The 15333-nt window shown below is 39.3% G+C and carries 16 protein-coding genes and 1 pseudogene; 10 read left to right on the top strand and 7 right to left on the bottom strand.

Features of this window, described 5'->3' with window-relative positions; genetic code table 11:
* The first annotated feature begins 31 nt into the window (after positions 1-31).
* Genes atpG through ACXM0J_RS15735 form a run of 3 tightly spaced genes read left to right on the top strand, consistent with a single transcriptional unit; the run spans position 32 to position 2763 of the window.
* Positions 32-901: a F0F1 ATP synthase subunit gamma gene (atpG, locus tag ACXM0J_RS15745; protein WP_002114131.1), complete on the top strand. Its 870-nt coding sequence runs from the start codon at positions 32-34 to the stop codon at positions 899-901.
* 30 nt (positions 902-931) lie between these two features.
* The gene (atpD, locus tag ACXM0J_RS15740; RefSeq protein ID WP_002114045.1) at positions 932-2326 is read left to right on the top strand and encodes a F0F1 ATP synthase subunit beta; all 1395 of its coding nucleotides are present in this window, start codon (positions 932-934) and stop codon (positions 2324-2326) included.
* 17 nt (positions 2327-2343) lie between these two features.
* On the top strand, positions 2344-2763 hold the full coding sequence (locus tag ACXM0J_RS15735) for a F0F1 ATP synthase subunit epsilon (protein ID WP_003655525.1): 420 nt from the start codon (positions 2344-2346) through the stop codon (positions 2761-2763).
* 58 nt (positions 2764-2821) lie between these two features.
* Here the strand turns inward: ACXM0J_RS15735 and ACXM0J_RS15730 are convergent, their stop codons facing one another.
* The 4 genes from ACXM0J_RS15730 to ACXM0J_RS15715 form a co-directional block, all read right to left on the bottom strand.
* Entirely contained in the window at positions 2822-3418 is a 597-nt protein-coding gene (locus tag ACXM0J_RS15730) for a hypothetical protein (protein WP_086266263.1), read from the bottom strand.
* 141 nt (positions 3419-3559) lie between these two features.
* Complete coding sequence (locus ACXM0J_RS15725; protein WP_016144051.1) at positions 3560-4105, bottom strand: glutathione peroxidase; 546 nt, start codon at positions 4103-4105, stop codon at positions 3560-3562.
* A gap of 120 nt (positions 4106-4225) precedes the next feature.
* Positions 4226-4990: an AraC family transcriptional regulator gene (locus ACXM0J_RS15720; protein ID WP_086266221.1), complete on the bottom strand. Its 765-nt coding sequence runs from the start codon at positions 4988-4990 to the stop codon at positions 4226-4228.
* A gap of 21 nt (positions 4991-5011) precedes the next feature.
* Complete coding sequence (locus ACXM0J_RS15715) at positions 5012-6226, bottom strand: MFS transporter (protein ID WP_086266220.1); 1215 nt, start codon at positions 6224-6226, stop codon at positions 5012-5014.
* A gap of 135 nt (positions 6227-6361) precedes the next feature.
* On the opposite strand from ACXM0J_RS15715, the gene ACXM0J_RS15710 reads away from it, so the two are divergent.
* Both ACXM0J_RS15710 and ACXM0J_RS15705 read left to right on the top strand, forming a co-directional pair.
* The gene (locus tag ACXM0J_RS15710; RefSeq protein ID WP_086266219.1) at positions 6362-7015 is read left to right on the top strand and encodes a TetR/AcrR family transcriptional regulator; all 654 of its coding nucleotides are present in this window, start codon (positions 6362-6364) and stop codon (positions 7013-7015) included.
* 104 nt (positions 7016-7119) lie between these two features.
* On the top strand, positions 7120-8040 hold the full coding sequence (locus tag ACXM0J_RS15705) for a DMT family transporter (RefSeq protein WP_086266218.1): 921 nt from the start codon (positions 7120-7122) through the stop codon (positions 8038-8040).
* Positions 8041-8432: 392 nt separating this feature from the next.
* Here the strand turns inward: ACXM0J_RS15705 and tsaC are convergent, their stop codons facing one another.
* Genes tsaC through ACXM0J_RS15690 form a run of 3 tightly spaced genes read right to left on the bottom strand, consistent with a single transcriptional unit; the run spans position 8433 to position 11362 of the window.
* Positions 8433-9002 (bottom strand): L-threonylcarbamoyladenylate synthase type 1 TsaC, encoded by a 570-nt coding sequence (tsaC, locus tag ACXM0J_RS15700; RefSeq protein ID WP_005804750.1) that lies wholly within the window; start codon positions 9000-9002, stop codon positions 8433-8435.
* 51 nt (positions 9003-9053) lie between these two features.
* Positions 9054-10187 carry a DNA-processing protein DprA gene (gene dprA, locus ACXM0J_RS15695; RefSeq protein ID WP_032063701.1) on the bottom strand — a complete coding sequence of 378 codons (1134 nt, stop codon included), beginning with the start codon at positions 10185-10187 and terminating at the stop codon, positions 9054-9056.
* A 20-nt stretch (positions 10188-10207) separates the two neighbouring features.
* Complete coding sequence (locus tag ACXM0J_RS15690; RefSeq protein ID WP_086266217.1) at positions 10208-11362, bottom strand: LysM peptidoglycan-binding domain-containing protein; 1155 nt, start codon at positions 11360-11362, stop codon at positions 10208-10210.
* 122 nt (positions 11363-11484) lie between these two features.
* On the opposite strand from ACXM0J_RS15690, the gene def reads away from it, so the two are divergent.
* The 5 genes and pseudogenes from def to ACXM0J_RS15665 all read left to right on the top strand — a co-directional run.
* On the top strand, positions 11485-12015 hold the full coding sequence (gene def / locus ACXM0J_RS15685; protein WP_002114101.1) for a peptide deformylase: 531 nt from the start codon (positions 11485-11487) through the stop codon (positions 12013-12015).
* A 43-nt stretch (positions 12016-12058) separates the two neighbouring features.
* Entirely contained in the window at positions 12059-12484 is a 426-nt protein-coding gene (locus ACXM0J_RS15680) for a DUF2946 family protein (RefSeq protein WP_005804747.1), read from the top strand.
* A 72-nt stretch (positions 12485-12556) separates the two neighbouring features.
* Positions 12557-14671 carry a TonB-dependent copper receptor gene (locus tag ACXM0J_RS15675; RefSeq protein WP_086266216.1) on the top strand — a complete coding sequence of 705 codons (2115 nt, stop codon included), beginning with the start codon at positions 12557-12559 and terminating at the stop codon, positions 14669-14671.
* A gap of 53 nt (positions 14672-14724) precedes the next feature.
* Positions 14725-14931 (top strand): hypothetical protein, encoded by a 207-nt coding sequence (locus tag ACXM0J_RS15670; protein WP_017387367.1) that lies wholly within the window; start codon positions 14725-14727, stop codon positions 14929-14931.
* A 164-nt stretch (positions 14932-15095) separates the two neighbouring features.
* A pseudogene (locus ACXM0J_RS15665) lies at positions 15096-15242 on the top strand (TetR/AcrR family transcriptional regulator); the annotation flags it as partial.
* Positions 15243-15333: the final 91 nt, after the last annotated feature.

Here is a 15333-nt window from a genome sequence, read left to right as displayed (position 1 = left end):
CGAAAGAGCTTTCGAATACTAGGTTAAGCGTATGGCAAATTTAAAAGAAATTCGCGCCAAAGTAGCTAGTATCAAGAGCACGCAAAAGATTACTCGCGCGATGCAAATGGTAGCTGCTTCTAAAATGCGTCGTGCGCAAGAGCGCATGGCTCAGGGCCGTCCGTATGCCGATAATATGCGCCGTGTAATTGCTCACTTGGTACAAGCAAACCCTGAATACAAACACCGTTATATGGTTGACCGCCCAGTTAAGCGTGTTGGCTATATCGTAGTGTCTTCAGATCGTGGTTTGGCAGGTGGCTTGAACATTAACTTGTTCAAGAAAGTTGTGCAGCATGTCAAAGCACAACAACAGCAGTCAATTGAAGTTGAATTTGCTTTAATTGGTCAAAAAGCGGTTTCGTTTTTTAAGAATTACGGCGGTAAAGTGCTCGGTGCAACTACCCAACTTGGCGATGCGCCGAGTTTGGAACAGTTAACTGGCTCAGTCCAAGTTATGCTTGATGCATTTGATAAAGGCGAATTAGATCGTATCTATCTCGTATCAAATGGCTTCGTTAATGCAATGACTCAGCAGCCTAAAGTAGAACAACTTGTTCCTTTAGCACCGGCAGAAGAAGGCGATGATCTCAACCGTACTTATGGTTGGGACTATATCTACGAACCAGAAGCAGAAGAATTGTTAAATGGTTTGTTGGTTCGCTATATCGAGTCTATGGTTTATCAAGGTGTGATTGAAAACGTTGCATGTGAGCAGTCAGCTCGTATGGTCGCGATGAAAGCAGCGACAGACAACGCAGGACAATTGATTAAAGACCTACAACTCATTTACAACAAGCTGCGTCAAGCCGCGATTACTCAGGAAATTTCCGAGATCGTTGGCGGTGCCGCTGCCGTTTAACATTATTAAGTTTGAATTGAGGAGACAGCAATGAGTAGCGGTCGTATCATTCAGATCATCGGCGCGGTTATCGACGTCGAGTTTGAGCGCAATAGCGTTCCTAAGATCTATGACGCTCTCCAAGTTGACGGTACTGAAACTACATTAGAAGTTCAGCAACAGCTTGGCGATGGTGTTGTTCGTACCATCGCAATGGGTTCTACAGAAGGTCTTAAACGTGGCCTTAATGTAACTAGCACAAATGCACCGATTTCTGTTCCAGTAGGTCCAGCTACGCTTGGTCGTATCATGGACGTTTTGGGTCGCCCAATTGATGAAGCAGGTCCTGTAGCGACTGAAGAGCGTTTGCCGATTCACCGTCAGGCACCTTCTTATGCTGAACAAGCAGCTTCTACAGACCTTCTAGAAACTGGTATTAAAGTAATTGACTTACTTTGCCCGTTTGCAAAAGGTGGTAAAGTTGGTTTATTCGGTGGTGCTGGTGTTGGTAAAACCGTTAACATGATGGAGTTGATCAACAACATCGCTAAAGCTCACTCAGGTTTATCTGTGTTTGCTGGTGTTGGTGAACGTACTCGTGAAGGTAACGACTTCTATCACGAAATGAAAGATTCTAACGTTCTTGACAAAGTAGCAATGGTCTACGGTCAGATGAACGAGCCACCAGGTAACCGTTTACGCGTAGCGTTAACTGGTTTGACTATGGCTGAATACTTCCGTGATCAAAAAGACGAAAATGGTAAAGGTCGTGACGTATTATTATTCGTCGACAACATCTACCGTTATACACTTGCGGGTACTGAAGTATCAGCATTGTTAGGTCGTATGCCATCTGCAGTAGGTTACCAACCTACACTTGCAGAAGAAATGGGTGTTCTTCAAGAGCGTATTACATCTACTAAGTCTGGTTCGATCACATCGATCCAAGCAGTATATGTACCTGCCGATGACTTAACAGATCCATCTCCTGCAACTACATTTGCTCACTTAGATGCAACAGTAGTATTGAGTCGTGACATCGCATCTTCTGGTATCTATCCAGCGATCGATCCACTTGACTCAACTTCACGTCAGTTAGACCCATTAGTTGTTGGTCAAGAGCACTATGAAATTGCGCGTGCAGTACAAAACGTATTGCAACGTTATAAAGAGCTTAAAGACATCATCGCAATCTTGGGTATGGATGAGTTAGCTGAAGAAGACAAATTGGTTGTTTACCGTGCGCGTAAAATCCAACGTTTCTTCTCTCAACCATTCCACGTAGCTGAAGTGTTTACTGGTGCTCCTGGTAAATTAGTACCGCTTAAAGAAACTATTCGTGGCTTTAAAGGTCTATTAGCTGGTGAATACGATCACATCCCAGAACAAGCGTTCTATATGGTTGGTGGTATTGACGAAGTGATTGCTAAAGCTGAGAAACTCTAATTTAAGGAGATCATCTCATGGCGACTATGCAATGTGATGTCGTAAGTGTTAAAGAGTCTATTTACTCTGGCGCAGTAACGATGTTAATCGCGAAAGGTGCTGGTGGTGAGCTTGGTATTTTGCCAGGACATGCTCCACTTGTAACTTTGCTTCAACCGGGCCCGATTCGTGTTCAGTTGGAAAATGGTACAGAAGAAATCGTCTATGTATCTGGCGGTGTTTTAGAAGTTCAACCTCATGTTGTAACGGTTCTTGCAGATACTGCAATCCGTGCTGACAATTTGGATGAAGCTGCAATTTTGGAAGCACGTAAAAATGCTGAACAATTGCTTGCGAACCAAAAGAGTGATTTGGACTCAGCAGCTGCATTGGCATCTCTATCAGAGATTTCAGGTCAGCTTGAAACTATCCGTAAGATGAAAAACCGCGCACTATAATTGCCGGTTTGAGATTGGAAAAGCCACCGTAAGGTGGCTTTTTTTTATGAGTTAATTTTTAAGATTCAGTTTTTGAATCTGACTTTTCATCTCCTGCCATAATCATGGCAGCAAGCTTCACCATATCCATTTGAATGGTATTAAGCTGTTTTTCAATTTGGTCAAAATTGATTTGATCTAATTTCCCATTGAGTAATGGCATGCTAAGAGCTTGTTGATTGGCATGTAATAAACTTTGGCGAATATTCTCAATTTCCTGACTTTTGATATCTAAAGTCAGAAGTGCTTGATTTAAACCTTCTAGTTGCTGTTTTAAAGTGGTGACAGTAGTTTTTAGTTCATTCTGATTTTTATCTTGGATGGCTTGTTCAACATCAAGCTGAGTATCTTTAAGTTGTTCAACGTAGTCGCCAGCTTTAAGCTGTAAATTAGCAGCATCGCGGACCATATAAAAAATATTGCCACTTTTAAGTTCGGTTTTGTTGGGGGCAATATCTGACTCTTGTTGTTCAATGTTTTGGTTAGATGCCTGTTCAGCTATTTCAGTCTTTTCTTGTTCGGTAGCATTGTCTTGTGCCTGATCGCACCCGAGTAAAAGCATGCCTGAGGCAAAAATTACAAAAGGAAGAAATGCACCTTGTAAAACTTTTTTCATAACTAAAAACAACATCAAATAAAGCAAATAGATACTATAGGCATAAAATATGAAGAAAAATTGTATTGTTGCAAACGAACAACATTTCGAGGAGAGGATAAAAAAGAGCGTATAAAACGCCCTTTCTCACATTTTAAAATATTATTTTGCTAACTCTGCTTCAACTGCTTTAACGATCTGTTCATCGTCTGCTGTTAGGTTCGGAGCAAAGCGAGCTACGACTTCACCATTTTTATTAATTAAAAACTTTTCGAAGTTCCATAAAACTTCTGGAGCAGGGTTGGTCGGAATACCTAAGCCTTCTAAACGCTCACGGAAGGGACCTTCACCAGTGCGTTCTGGTTGAGCCGTTGTCAAAGCTTGGTAAAGTGGATGCTTATCTTCGCCGACTACAGAAACCTTAGAAAATAAAGGGAAATGAACATCATAATTTAATGAACAGAACTGTTGAATTTCTTCATCAGAACCTGGTTCTTGTTCTTTAAAGTTGTTTGCTGGGAAACCTAAAATTTCAAGACCTTGGTCTTTTTTTGCTTGATAAAGTTTTTCTAAGCCTTCGTATTGTGGAGTTAAACCGCATTTAGAAGCAGTATTTACGATAAGTAAAACTTTCCCTTTGTATTGTTCGAGGTCAACCGTTTCGCCTGAAATGGCTTTTACTGGGATGTGATATACAGATTGTGTCATGAGTCTTTCCTAAAGATTGTAATTGATATCAAGTAACGCATTTGTTTTAACTGCTATTGAGGGGCAGCGCAATAATATTCGTGTTCAAAAAAGGAAAAGTTTTTAAAGATAAACTGAATTCTAGTTATTTCTGATTTGGATAGGTGTTTGCCCAGTGTAACGTTTAAAAAACTCAATAAAACTTGAGCTATGTTGATAACCTAAATCGTATGCTAAACGCTTGATAGGCGTCCCTTGGCGAATCTGATGAATGGCATAAACAATTTTGGCCCGATTTCTCCATTCGGACAACGAAAGCTGAAGCTCTTGTTGACTCAAACGTAATAAGTGACGATCACTGACCGAAAAGTTTTGTAGCAACTGCTGTAAAGACTGATCAAAAAGTAATGGATCTGAAAGTTTTTCTAAAATAGGCAATAAAATAGGATGTCGTGTTTGCGGTAAATAATGCGAATATGCAGGAGCTTGTTTAAGTTGATCGAATAGAACTTGTAAAAGATGTTCTAAGTATTCAGATTGTCCAGTTTGTTTTTGCTGCTCTAGAATTTGTAAAACTAAGGTTCGAAAGAAAGGTTGAATACTAAAACATTTACAGATATCACCTAAAATAGAACAGAGGCGAGGGTGTAGTCGAATACAGATATAGTGAATTTCATGGTCAATATGAGTAGATTGATGAACAGTTTGAGGTGGAATCCAAAGACCATAGCTAGGTGGAGAAAGATATAGCTGTTCTTCAATCTCCATTTCTAATATGCCATTTAAACTGAAATTAAAATCTCCCCAAAGAGATGCATGAGGACGAACAATATCTTCTTTTTGGTATAGAAATTCATGAACTTCTATACTGTTTAATAATGAAAATTGTTGGTCCTCATTGTTCATCTATATGCTCTGACTCATATTTTAATTTTCACAAGTAGCTTTAGGATTATTTAAACCTTTCGCTAAGGTAAATGTACTTACTAATGCTAGGGCAACGAAGCTTAATACACCATAAATTAAAGTATTTTCATTGAAATGATCAACCACATATCCCCCTAATAATGAACCTGTCGCAATCATCACCTGAAACATACCTACAAAAAGCGGCATACCTTTTTCAACAGCATGTGGTGCGTGGACAAACATCCAGATATTTGCTGAGGTAGGGAAAGCGCCAAATGCAAATCCCCATAACGCGGTTAAGACAATAGCACCAAACTCATGAACGGCAAAAAGAGGAAATCCAAAAAATACGATTGCAAAGCATGTGCCCACAAAAGCTAATGTATAACGGACATTTAGGTTGCCACTATATCCGGCAAAAGCATTCCCGAAAATACCTGCAATTCCATAGAGCAATAATAATGAACTAATGGTTGTCCCGTTAAAACCGGCAACATTTTTAAAGAAAGGTGCTAAATAGCTATAGGCACAAAAATGAGCGAGTCCGATCAATAAAACAATCAACATGCCACTACGTGCTTTAGGAGTGCGTAATAGTGCTGGCAAATCTTTCATATGAATTGCCGAGTCTGGTACAAGTTTAGGTAAAAAGATTAATTGTAAGATTAAAACAACTAAGCCAATGCCTGCTGTAATTCCAAAAGCACTACGCCAGCCATAAAACTCGCTTAACCAAGTTCCAATCGGTACACCTAGAACTGTAGCAAAAGTCACACCTGCCATCACGACCGCAGTTGCTTTAGCAATAGGAAGGTGTGAGGGAGCTAATTTTCCACTTAGAGCAATGGCGGTCGCCCAGAAACCACCAATTGAAATACCTAAAATTAAGCGGCTTAACAATAAAATATGAAAGTTTTCAGCAAATGCGGTAATGGTATTGGCAATAACCATAATAGCTGTCAGCAAGATAAGTACATAACGCCGATCAAGTTGTTTTACAGATACAGGCAATAGAGGGGCTGCAATTGCTGCCATAATGCCGGGTACCGTAATAATCAGACCTGCTGTACCTACAGAAATATTTAAATCTGTTGCGACACTATTTAAAACACCAACGGGTAAAAATTCACTTGTAACTAAGGCAAATGCTGCGATAGAAACGGCCAAAATGGCAAACCAGCTTCCTTGAGTGGAGGTCGTGGGTCGCGCTTTAGAGATAGACGATTGGTCCATAGGAAATCCTTACTTGGCTAAATTTGGAGTAAAGAAAGACAATTTATTAATTAACTAACGATCATTATGAAAATAAAATAGTTGATAAAAAATCGAACGTCAATTAATTTAATAACGATTGTTATAAAAATAGATGTGATCTTTATGACAAATAGGCATGAAACGAATTTAGCTGTTGCAGAAGATACGCTGAAAAAAAAGCGCGGACGTCCTAAATGCTTTGATGAACAAGAGGTTCTGCAAAAAGCAATGTTGCTCTTTTGGGAGCATGGCTATGAAGCAACGTCTATTAGTGATTTAACGCAAGCTTTGGAAATTACAGCACCAAGCCTATACAGTGCCTTTGGTGATAAGGCGGGGCTGTTTTATAAAAGTATTGATTACTATTTGGCTCATGAAGCCTGTCCTATTGAGACCATCTTTTTAGAAGCAAAAACTGCAAAAATTGCGTTTGAGTTATATCTTTATGACAACGTAAAACGACTGGTTCAACCCAATAAACCAGCTGGTTGTATGTTGGTGGTTGCTGCCATGAATTGTTCTGATGCAACTCAAGATGTGCAGCAGAACCTATTAGACAAGCGCATAAAAACCAAAGAAAAATTATTGGAGCGTCTCAAACAAGGTGTTGAGCAGGGTGATTTGCCATCTAATGCTCCCCTACAAGATATGACTGATTTTTATGCCACTGTCATTCAAGGTCTTACCATTCAGGCAAGAGACGGTGCCAGTACTGATCAATTACATAAAGTTGTAGAACATGCCATGAAAGCTTGGAGATTATTCTAAAAAAAGATAATGTCTTAAGTTCAATATCAATGTCGGAAATACGATATTTTAATTTATTAAGACATTCTTCAAAATAAAATCTCTTTTGTAGATGGTGTATTACTATGAGTCAGGTCATGAAATATCACAAATGGGCGTTTATTTTTCCCATTTGGGCAGTATTGATTTGGTCTTTAAATATTGTAGTCACCCGCTATGTCTCGGATTATATCTCTCCGGTAAGTATTAGTTTTTATCGGTGGTTAATTGCTTTTATTATTTTGACTCCATTTATGTTTATGTCTGTGTGGAGACAAAGACGACTAGTAATACCATATTTACCTAAGCTTGCTGTGTTAAGTGCATTTGGGATGGTGCTTTATCAAGGCTTAGCTTATACGGCTGCCCATTATACTAGTGCAACCAATATGGGAATTGTGAATGCATTTATTCCCATCTTTACGATCTTTGTTTCGCTTGCCATTTTAAAAGATGTGCCTAATCGCTTTGCAGTTTTTGGCAGTATTCTATCTTTTGCAGGTTTGTTATATGTCATGTCCCAAGGAAATATTAATAAGCTTTTAAGTGGTGGCGGACACCTTGGTGATGCATTGATGATTATTGCCGTATTCTTCTATGCATTTTATGGTGTCTTTCTTAAAAAATGGCAGTTGCCTCTACCAATTATGACAAGCTTATATGTTCAGATTGGATTTTCTGTCATATTTCATATTCCTTTAATTCTTTGGTTTGGACTCGATGCTTTAAATGTACAAAATGCACCAAGTGCTATTTATGCAGGTGTATTTGCTTCACTCATTGCGCCGTTAGTTTGGATGTTAGCTGTTCAACAACTCGGTCCTAATAGAACAAGTATTTTTATGAACTTGGTACCTGTCTTTACAGCAGTTATTGCAAGCGTCTGGTTGTCTGAGCAGTGGACCATTTATCATACGTTAGGTGGGATTGTTATTTTAATTGGTATCATTATGGCTCAGAAGAAGGTGAGTCCTAAAAAGAGCGAATTAATGCAAGAACAAAACTAAAGTTGCTAAAAAAACTATGGCATATTTTGAAAAAAACTCATAAAAATATGCCAATTTTTTCTTAGTTAAAGTTTTTCTATATGATTTATAAATAGTTTATAGAAATAGGTTGTAATATAAATATTAAAAAAGCCGAGTAAAAATATTAATATAATTTTAATTTATAGGCAAAAAACCGTAAATTCCCTACACTTTTCATGCTTTTTTTAGAGAAATAATATATTTCTCTCATTCAACCTCTTACCACATAATAGCGGCCACTACGAAAGGCGCTCTTTTCTTTGTAAATTACCTTTCGTTCCACAGATATCCAAACCCTCTGGATGTGGTATATACCCATCCTTTTTTATGCTCAGTTATCCCTATATAACTGAGCTTTTTTTTGTTTGAAATTAGGCGCGAATAATTTCTCTGGTAAGAGCGTTAATGATTCGGCTTGGTTGTTGGCTCTGGCCTAAGTCACCATTCAGATAGTTTAATTGTGAACCAAAGTATTGGCAGGCATCCTGTAGTGAGTGTGCAGGTTCTTGTCCACTTGGGTTCGCACTAGTCGAGACAATAAAGCCATGAAAAGCATTGCATAATGCCACACATAAAGGATGTGTAGTGACTCGAACAGCGACAAGTGGATGCTCACCTTTAATCCATGAAGGAATATGTTCACCAGCAGGTAATAGCCAAGTTGTTGCTCTTTCTGAAGGTTGATGATTAGTCCAACAATCAATAATTTCTTGTTGAGTTGTTTGAGGTAGAGAAGTTAGTAGGTGCTCAACTTGGTTAATATGACCTGCTAATAAAATTACACCCTTTTCAATAGGCCTTTGCTTTAGTTCAAGAATCTTTTGAAAAGCTTGCTCATTAAAAGGGTCGCAACCTAGCCCCCAAACTGCCTCAGTTGGATATGCCAAAACTTGACCTTGTTGTAAACATTGGGCTGCTTCGGTAACTGAGGTGGTAATCATGGTAATACTCTTCCTTTCAATCAGACAGAATTGCTATTGTGCGCTCCAATACTAAGAACGACAACGTAAATACAATCCTGATTGTTGCATACATAAACCAAGTAGTTCTAGTTCCATCAGTGAAGAGGTGAGTTCTGCAACAGGCTGAGAGTGATGTAAAACAAGCTGATCAATATTTTGTCCGACCCAGTCTAAAGATTGATAAAGGTTAATTAAATGCTCAGGAATTTCTGGAGTGCTAGAAACTACAGCCTCCTCGGTGGAGTTCTGTTGCTGACTTTGCCACTGAGTGGGTAAAGCAAGGTCTTCAATAATTTGTTCAGGATGATCGACTAAAATTGCTCCCTCACGAATAAGTTGATGGCAACCTTGATGAAACTCACTGTAAATATGACCAGGAATGGCAAATACAGTTTTACCTTGTTCGGCAGCTTTGTTCGCAGTGATGAGAGAACCACTTTTTAATGTAGCTTCTACCACTAACACGCCTAAACTCAAACCGCTGACAATTCGGTTTCTACGTGGGAAATGTTGTTGTAATGGAGGTGTTCCAGGCAAAAACTCAGTAATGATGGCGCCGTTTTGAGCCAAAATATGTTCTGCAAGTTTTTTATTTTGAGCAGGGTAGGTACTGTCTAAACCTGTTCCTGTCACAGCAATCGTACGTTGATGTGCTGATGCTCCTTGGTGAGCAGCTTCATCAATGCCATATGCTAAGCCACTACTCACATAAAAACCTTTTTCACTTAAATAATAGGCAAAATCATAAGCAACTTGGCGACCATGCGGGCTTGGTTTTCGACTGCCGACAATCGCAATTTGCGGTTGCAATAAAGCTTGAGCTTGGCCTTTTCCAAAAATTATAGGTGGATGGTCTGTATAAGGTAATAACTGAGTGGGATAGCCTGAGTCATCTTTCGTTAAAATAAAGTCAGTATGTTGATGGATCTGTTGAATTAGTTTTTCAAACTGAGCTAGACCTTGAGCGGTTTGAAACTCAGCTACGCGTTTTAAATGATTAGCATGTAACCCGAGATTGCGCCATTGAGATAATCCAGCAGGTTGGAGCGCCTTTTCACAGCTACCAAAATAATCGACAATCTTTTTAAAGCTGACTAAAGAGTGTTGCACCAAATACCACACTTTAAGCGTGTGGTAATGGTGTGAAGAAAGTTGAGTAAGCATTGTAAAAGGTACATCCAGCATTAATCATTATAGCGGGGTGGCTGAATGCTTGAACCAACTTTAACTGGTAAATCGCTTTCTAATACGTAGGCATAACTCAACTGATCAAAAGCTCTAAAGACCATCAGACTACCAATTTGTTGTCCTGGTAACTGTATTGGTTCTTTGGTTTTAGGATCTCGAATGGTTTCACCTTGTTGCGTAATATCAAAAACTTGTCCTACTTGAATACCTTGTGCCATACCTCGATCTAAAGTCACTACACTATTTTTGGCAGCAGTACCAATTGATCCCATTACACGAATAATTTTGCCGCCATCGGTCACCTGAGTGGCATCTACTGGATAAAATAAAGTAGGCAATGTTGCTTCTTCTTCTGGCATTACCCGATCACCACGACGTACTTCAGAATTGTAGCTATCAGTTAACTCAAGTGTGGTAATGTCTTTTTCAGAAGAGATAGCAATCCCTGAGGCAACTTGTTGTAACTCAATACCTAGACTGTGCTTTTTGCCTTTATTATCTGTGAAATAATAAGGTTCACCTTCACGATAAACTGCATAACGTTGACCATCAATTAAACCTTGTCCACGCGCATAAATAGTCTGACCTTTTGCCGCCAGTACACGTTGATCGGCAGTACCGACTACATAAGGAGTATGTTGAATTGCATCGATAGGTAGAATAGTGCTGTGTTCTAACCACTGTTTGATATGTTCAAGAGGAATAACAGGTACGTTATTGTTAAGTGACTCCACACGAACTTGAGGTTGTAAATTTGTCATTTGACCTGTGTAACGGCGAATAATGCCGGCACAGCCATCTCCTTCATCTTTTCCAACCAATGGGCGACCATCTAAACTACACAGCAGTAATCGATCACCTGGATAAATCCAGTGCGGATTTTTGACATGCTGATTGTTTGCCCAAATTTCAGGCCAGCGCCAAGGTTTACTCAGAAAATGACCGGAAATATCCCATAGCGTATCTCCTCGTTTTACAACGTAGACATGTGGTGCATTACTTTTAAGAGAGGGTGGATTATGGTTCGGACTAGCAGCATAAGTCTCTGCTACAGTACTGAATGCAACCCCTGTAAAAAGTGCCAAAGCAAGTAAATGCTTTTTTATCCCCAAAGCATGAAATTGAACCATGCTGTTAAAAACCTTTTTCATTATGATAATTCCTAAAAATTATGCGTGCAGATGCGTTATAATAGGCGGCTAACACACAATTTTTCGATGAAGTATTTCCTTCATTTGGTTTTTCAATCAATGGCATAAGTGAGGACGTCAGTATGGCCTTATTACCTATTTTAAGTTTTCCTGATCCCCGTCTTCGTACCATTGCTAAGCCTGTTGAAGAAGTTACTGATGAAATTCGTCAACTTGCAGCAGATATGCTTGAAACCATGTATGCGGCACCGGGTATTGGTTTAGCAGCTTCTCAGGTCGATCGTCATATTCAGCTTATCGTCATAGATTTGTCTGAATCTAAAGATGACCCTATGGTTTTCATTAACCCCAAAATAACTCCACTGACAGAAGATAAGCAGCAGTACGAAGAAGGCTGCCTATCGGTGCCACAAATATACGACAAAGTTGAGCGCCCGTCACGTGTGAAAATTGAGGCAATTAACCTTGAAGGTCAAGCATTTGAGTTAGAAGCTGATGGACTTCTCGCTGTTTGTATCCAACATGAAATGGATCACTTAAATGGCAAATTATTTGTGGATTATTTGTCGCCACTTAAACGTCAGCGTGCTCGAGAAAAAGTCGAAAAAGTTGTTCGTCAACGTGAGCGTGAAAAAGTTGCAGTAAAACGTTAAAAATTTCTATTCTTGAAACATTAATGTAGTGTGGATGTGATTTTTGGTTTTTCGTAGTGGCTTACTGCTTGCATGTGCAGCAGTATTTTTACAGGTTGCGGTATTTCTACAGCCGCTATTACCGAAGCAGTATCAAATTGCTCCGGTCTGTGAAACTATTACCCTCGCTTTGCTTAAACCTAAAGCACAAATGGAAACCATGTCACATGCCATGCATTCACATCATGAACATCCTGTTGAACAGGCTCAAGCCTCTGAGCAACATGATCATCATGATGCAAATCACCAGTGTCAATATTGTACCGTCTATGCCAATCTGGTTTTGCCACCTGAATTTGGCGTAAAAGAAGTTTTAGTCCGCATACAAGTCCGCTTAGTCGCTTATCAACAAGCATTTAGACATGTCTACTTTGCACTACAGCGACTTTTTTTACTCCCGCAAGGGCGTGCACCACCTCTATTTGCATAAATAAAAGCAATTTTTTGTTGGGGTCTTAACTGACTTCGATATCACTTTATTTATGTTTTAGAGCGTATAAAAATGCCACATTCTAAATTTTTACTACAACCTTTATGGGTTGCGATGCTTGCTGTCTCTCATTCGAGTCTAGTTTTTGCTGATTCAGAAAAAAATGATGCCGATACCAAAGTGCTTCACTCATTAGCACCTATTGTTGTTACAGCACAACAAGGCAACGATGCAAATGGTCTGATTGTACATGCAGACCCGAAACAGCCCATTCAGCCAGTGCCTGCTACAGATGGTGCAGACTACCTACAAAGTATTATGGGGTTTAACTCCATACAAAGCGGTGGAACCAATGGTGATGTGACATTCCGAGGTATGTTTGGTTCACGCATCAAAATTCTAACGGATGGAACTGAGAACTTAGGTGCTTGTCCAAACCGTATGGATGCTCCAACTTCTTATATTTCACCAGAAAGTTATGATCGTATTTCTGTTATTAAAGGCCCGCAAACGGTTCAATATGCCAATACAGGTTCTGCTGCAACAGTCCTTTTTGAACGTCAGCCTGAGAAACTCACCTCTGAAAAACCTTATCGTGGACAAGCAAGTGTTTTACTAGGTTCATATGGACGTATTGACCATAATGTTGAAGCAGCAGCGGGCGATGAAAGGAAATATATCCGTTTAAATGCTAACCGTTCAGAGTCGAATAGTTATCAAGATGGTGATGGAAATACTGTGCCGTCAGCATGGAAAAAGTGGAATGCTGATGTAGCGCTGGGCTTTACTCCAGATGAAAACACGTGGGTCGAACTCACTGGTGGAAAATCTGATGGTGAATCGCTTTATGCTGGACGTTCAATGGATGGTTCTCAGTTTGCGCGTGAAAGCTTAGGGCTACGTTTCGAAAAGAAAAATATCACTGATGTCATTAAGAAAATGGAAGGGCAGGTGAACTACAGCTATAACGACCATATTATGGATAACTTTAGCTTGCGTACACCGCCATTAGTTGAAATGAATCATGGTGGTATGACCATGCTGATGCCAAATGCAATGGCCATGCAAGTGACACGCCGTACATTAAACGCACGTTTGGCAATGACTTCTGAATGGAACAAATGGAGTTTGATCACAGGCATTGATTCTCAATTTAATAAACATGGCAGTAGCATGTCATCGCCAACAATGCCTTCTATGAATATTCCATATCGCCAAGATATGCGTTTTCAATCATATGGTGCTTTTGGCGAACTCGGCTATCAATGGAATGACTTCAACAAAATGGTTGCAGGTGCACGTTTAGATCGAGTCACGGTTAAAGATGAGCGTGCTGATTCTCAAGCAAAAGGCTTTAATACTAAACTTGAAAAGACTTTACCGAGTGCATTTGTTCGTTGGGAAAATCAACATCCTGAGCATGACCTAAAAAGCTATATTGGTTTAGGTTATGTAGAGCGTATGCCTGATTATTGGGAACTTTTCTCGCCTAAACATGGTAATGCGGGCTCAACCAATACTTTTAATGGTGTGAATCCTGAGAAAACACTACAGTTAGATCTGGGCTTTCAGCAACAACATGGCGCTTTAAACACATGGGCTTCTGCTTATGCAGGTTTAGTAGATGACTACATTTTAATGAGTTATCACCATCACCCAAGTACTGGAATGGGTGGGCATGATATGAGCCATGATATTACTGCGGGTGCCAAGAATGTCGATGCAACCATTGCGGGTGCGGAAGCGGGTATTGGATACCAATTCACTGACCGTATTCAGGCAGATTTGAGTGCTATGTATGCATGGGGTAAAAATACCACAGATGACAAACCACTACCTCAAATTTCACCTTTAGAAGGTCGCCTAAATATTCGCTATGTGGCTGATAAATATAATTTAGGATTATTATGGCGAGCGGTTGCTGAGCAAAACCGCGTGAGTCTACATCAGGGTAATATCGTGGGATATGACTTAAAACCAAGTAAAGGTTTTTCGACTCTTTCTCTAAACGGAAGTTACAACCTTCGTAAAGATATCGATGTCTCTGTTGGTATCGATAACGTATTAGATAAGACCTATACCGAACACTTAAACAAAGCGGGTAGTGCAGGCTTTGGATTTGCGAGTGAAGAGCAGTTTAACAATATCGGAAGAAATTATTGGGTTCGTATGAGCATGAAGTTTTAAGAAGCTTAGCGAATTAAATGAACTGAAAATATTAATTGAAAGAGAGAAATGAAATGACTAATAAATTATCACCTGAACAATCTTGGTGGGGATGGAAGTTACTTATTGTGGCCTCTATCTTGAGCTTATTGTTTATGATTGTATTTTACCTAGCAATCAACAATGAACCTGACTACATGCCAAGTCAGAAAAAGAAGCAGATGATGGAGTCACACGAGCAAATGAATCACGCTGAAATGCACAGTTCATCAGCTCAATAAGTTCCTTAATATTTGAAAATGGAAGTCTAATTAACAGGCTTCCATTTTTATTTTTAGGTTTTAAAAATTATTGACGCATACTCGCTAAGGTTTTTGCCTTACCTTGATTCTGATAAAGCGTTAAGCCAATTTTTATATGTTAGTGATAGGGCAAAGGTCTTCGAAAAGTACAGCATAAATCCTTTGTAATTATTAATAGTACGCTTTTTACGATGATGCGATATGTAAGTCAGGACAATTTTCTTATCTCAGAACAACAACTTAAATGCGGATTATCGAACATGATACTGGCTTATTTAAGCCAAAAATAAAAAATTAAAATAATTATCAATATAAAACAATGGCTTAATTCGTATAGTGGTTTAAAAGCAAACGCTCGAGTCATTAATTTTTAATTTTCGC

This window comes from Acinetobacter sp. GRABPA_MV_2 (assembly GCF_056725885.1).
Note: the sequence above shows the minus strand (reverse complement) of the source record. Positions and strands in the feature narration are given on the sequence as shown.

Coding starts and splice junctions, on each gene's coding strand:
- ACXM0J_RS15715 (WP_086266220.1), bottom strand. CDS start 6,226: ATGGACCAATCGTCTATCTCTAAAGCGCGACCCACGACCTCCACTCAA.
- atpD (WP_002114045.1), top strand. CDS start 932: ATGAGTAGCGGTCGTATCATTCAGATCATCGGCGCGGTTATCGACGTC.
- ACXM0J_RS15735 (WP_003655525.1), top strand. CDS start 2,344: ATGGCGACTATGCAATGTGATGTCGTAAGTGTTAAAGAGTCTATTTAC.
- ACXM0J_RS15705 (WP_086266218.1), top strand. CDS start 7,120: ATGAGTCAGGTCATGAAATATCACAAATGGGCGTTTATTTTTCCCATT.
- ACXM0J_RS15725 (WP_016144051.1), bottom strand. CDS start 4,105: ATGACACAATCTGTATATCACATCCCAGTAAAAGCCATTTCAGGCGAA.
- ACXM0J_RS15675 (WP_086266216.1), top strand. CDS start 12,557: ATGCCACATTCTAAATTTTTACTACAACCTTTATGGGTTGCGATGCTT.
- tsaC (WP_005804750.1), bottom strand. CDS start 9,002: ATGATTACCACCTCAGTTACCGAAGCAGCCCAATGTTTACAACAAGGT.
- ACXM0J_RS15670 (WP_017387367.1), top strand. CDS start 14,725: ATGACTAATAAATTATCACCTGAACAATCTTGGTGGGGATGGAAGTTA.
- ACXM0J_RS15720 (WP_086266221.1), bottom strand. CDS start 4,990: ATGAACAATGAGGACCAACAATTTTCATTATTAAACAGTATAGAAGTT.
- def (WP_002114101.1), top strand. CDS start 11,485: ATGGCCTTATTACCTATTTTAAGTTTTCCTGATCCCCGTCTTCGTACC.
- atpG (WP_002114131.1), top strand. CDS start 32: ATGGCAAATTTAAAAGAAATTCGCGCCAAAGTAGCTAGTATCAAGAGC.
- dprA (WP_032063701.1), bottom strand. CDS start 10,187: ATGCTTACTCAACTTTCTTCACACCATTACCACACGCTTAAAGTGTGG.
- ACXM0J_RS15690 (WP_086266217.1), bottom strand. CDS start 11,362: ATGAAAAAGGTTTTTAACAGCATGGTTCAATTTCATGCTTTGGGGATA.
- ACXM0J_RS15730 (WP_086266263.1), bottom strand. CDS start 3,418: ATGAAAAAAGTTTTACAAGGTGCATTTCTTCCTTTTGTAATTTTTGCC.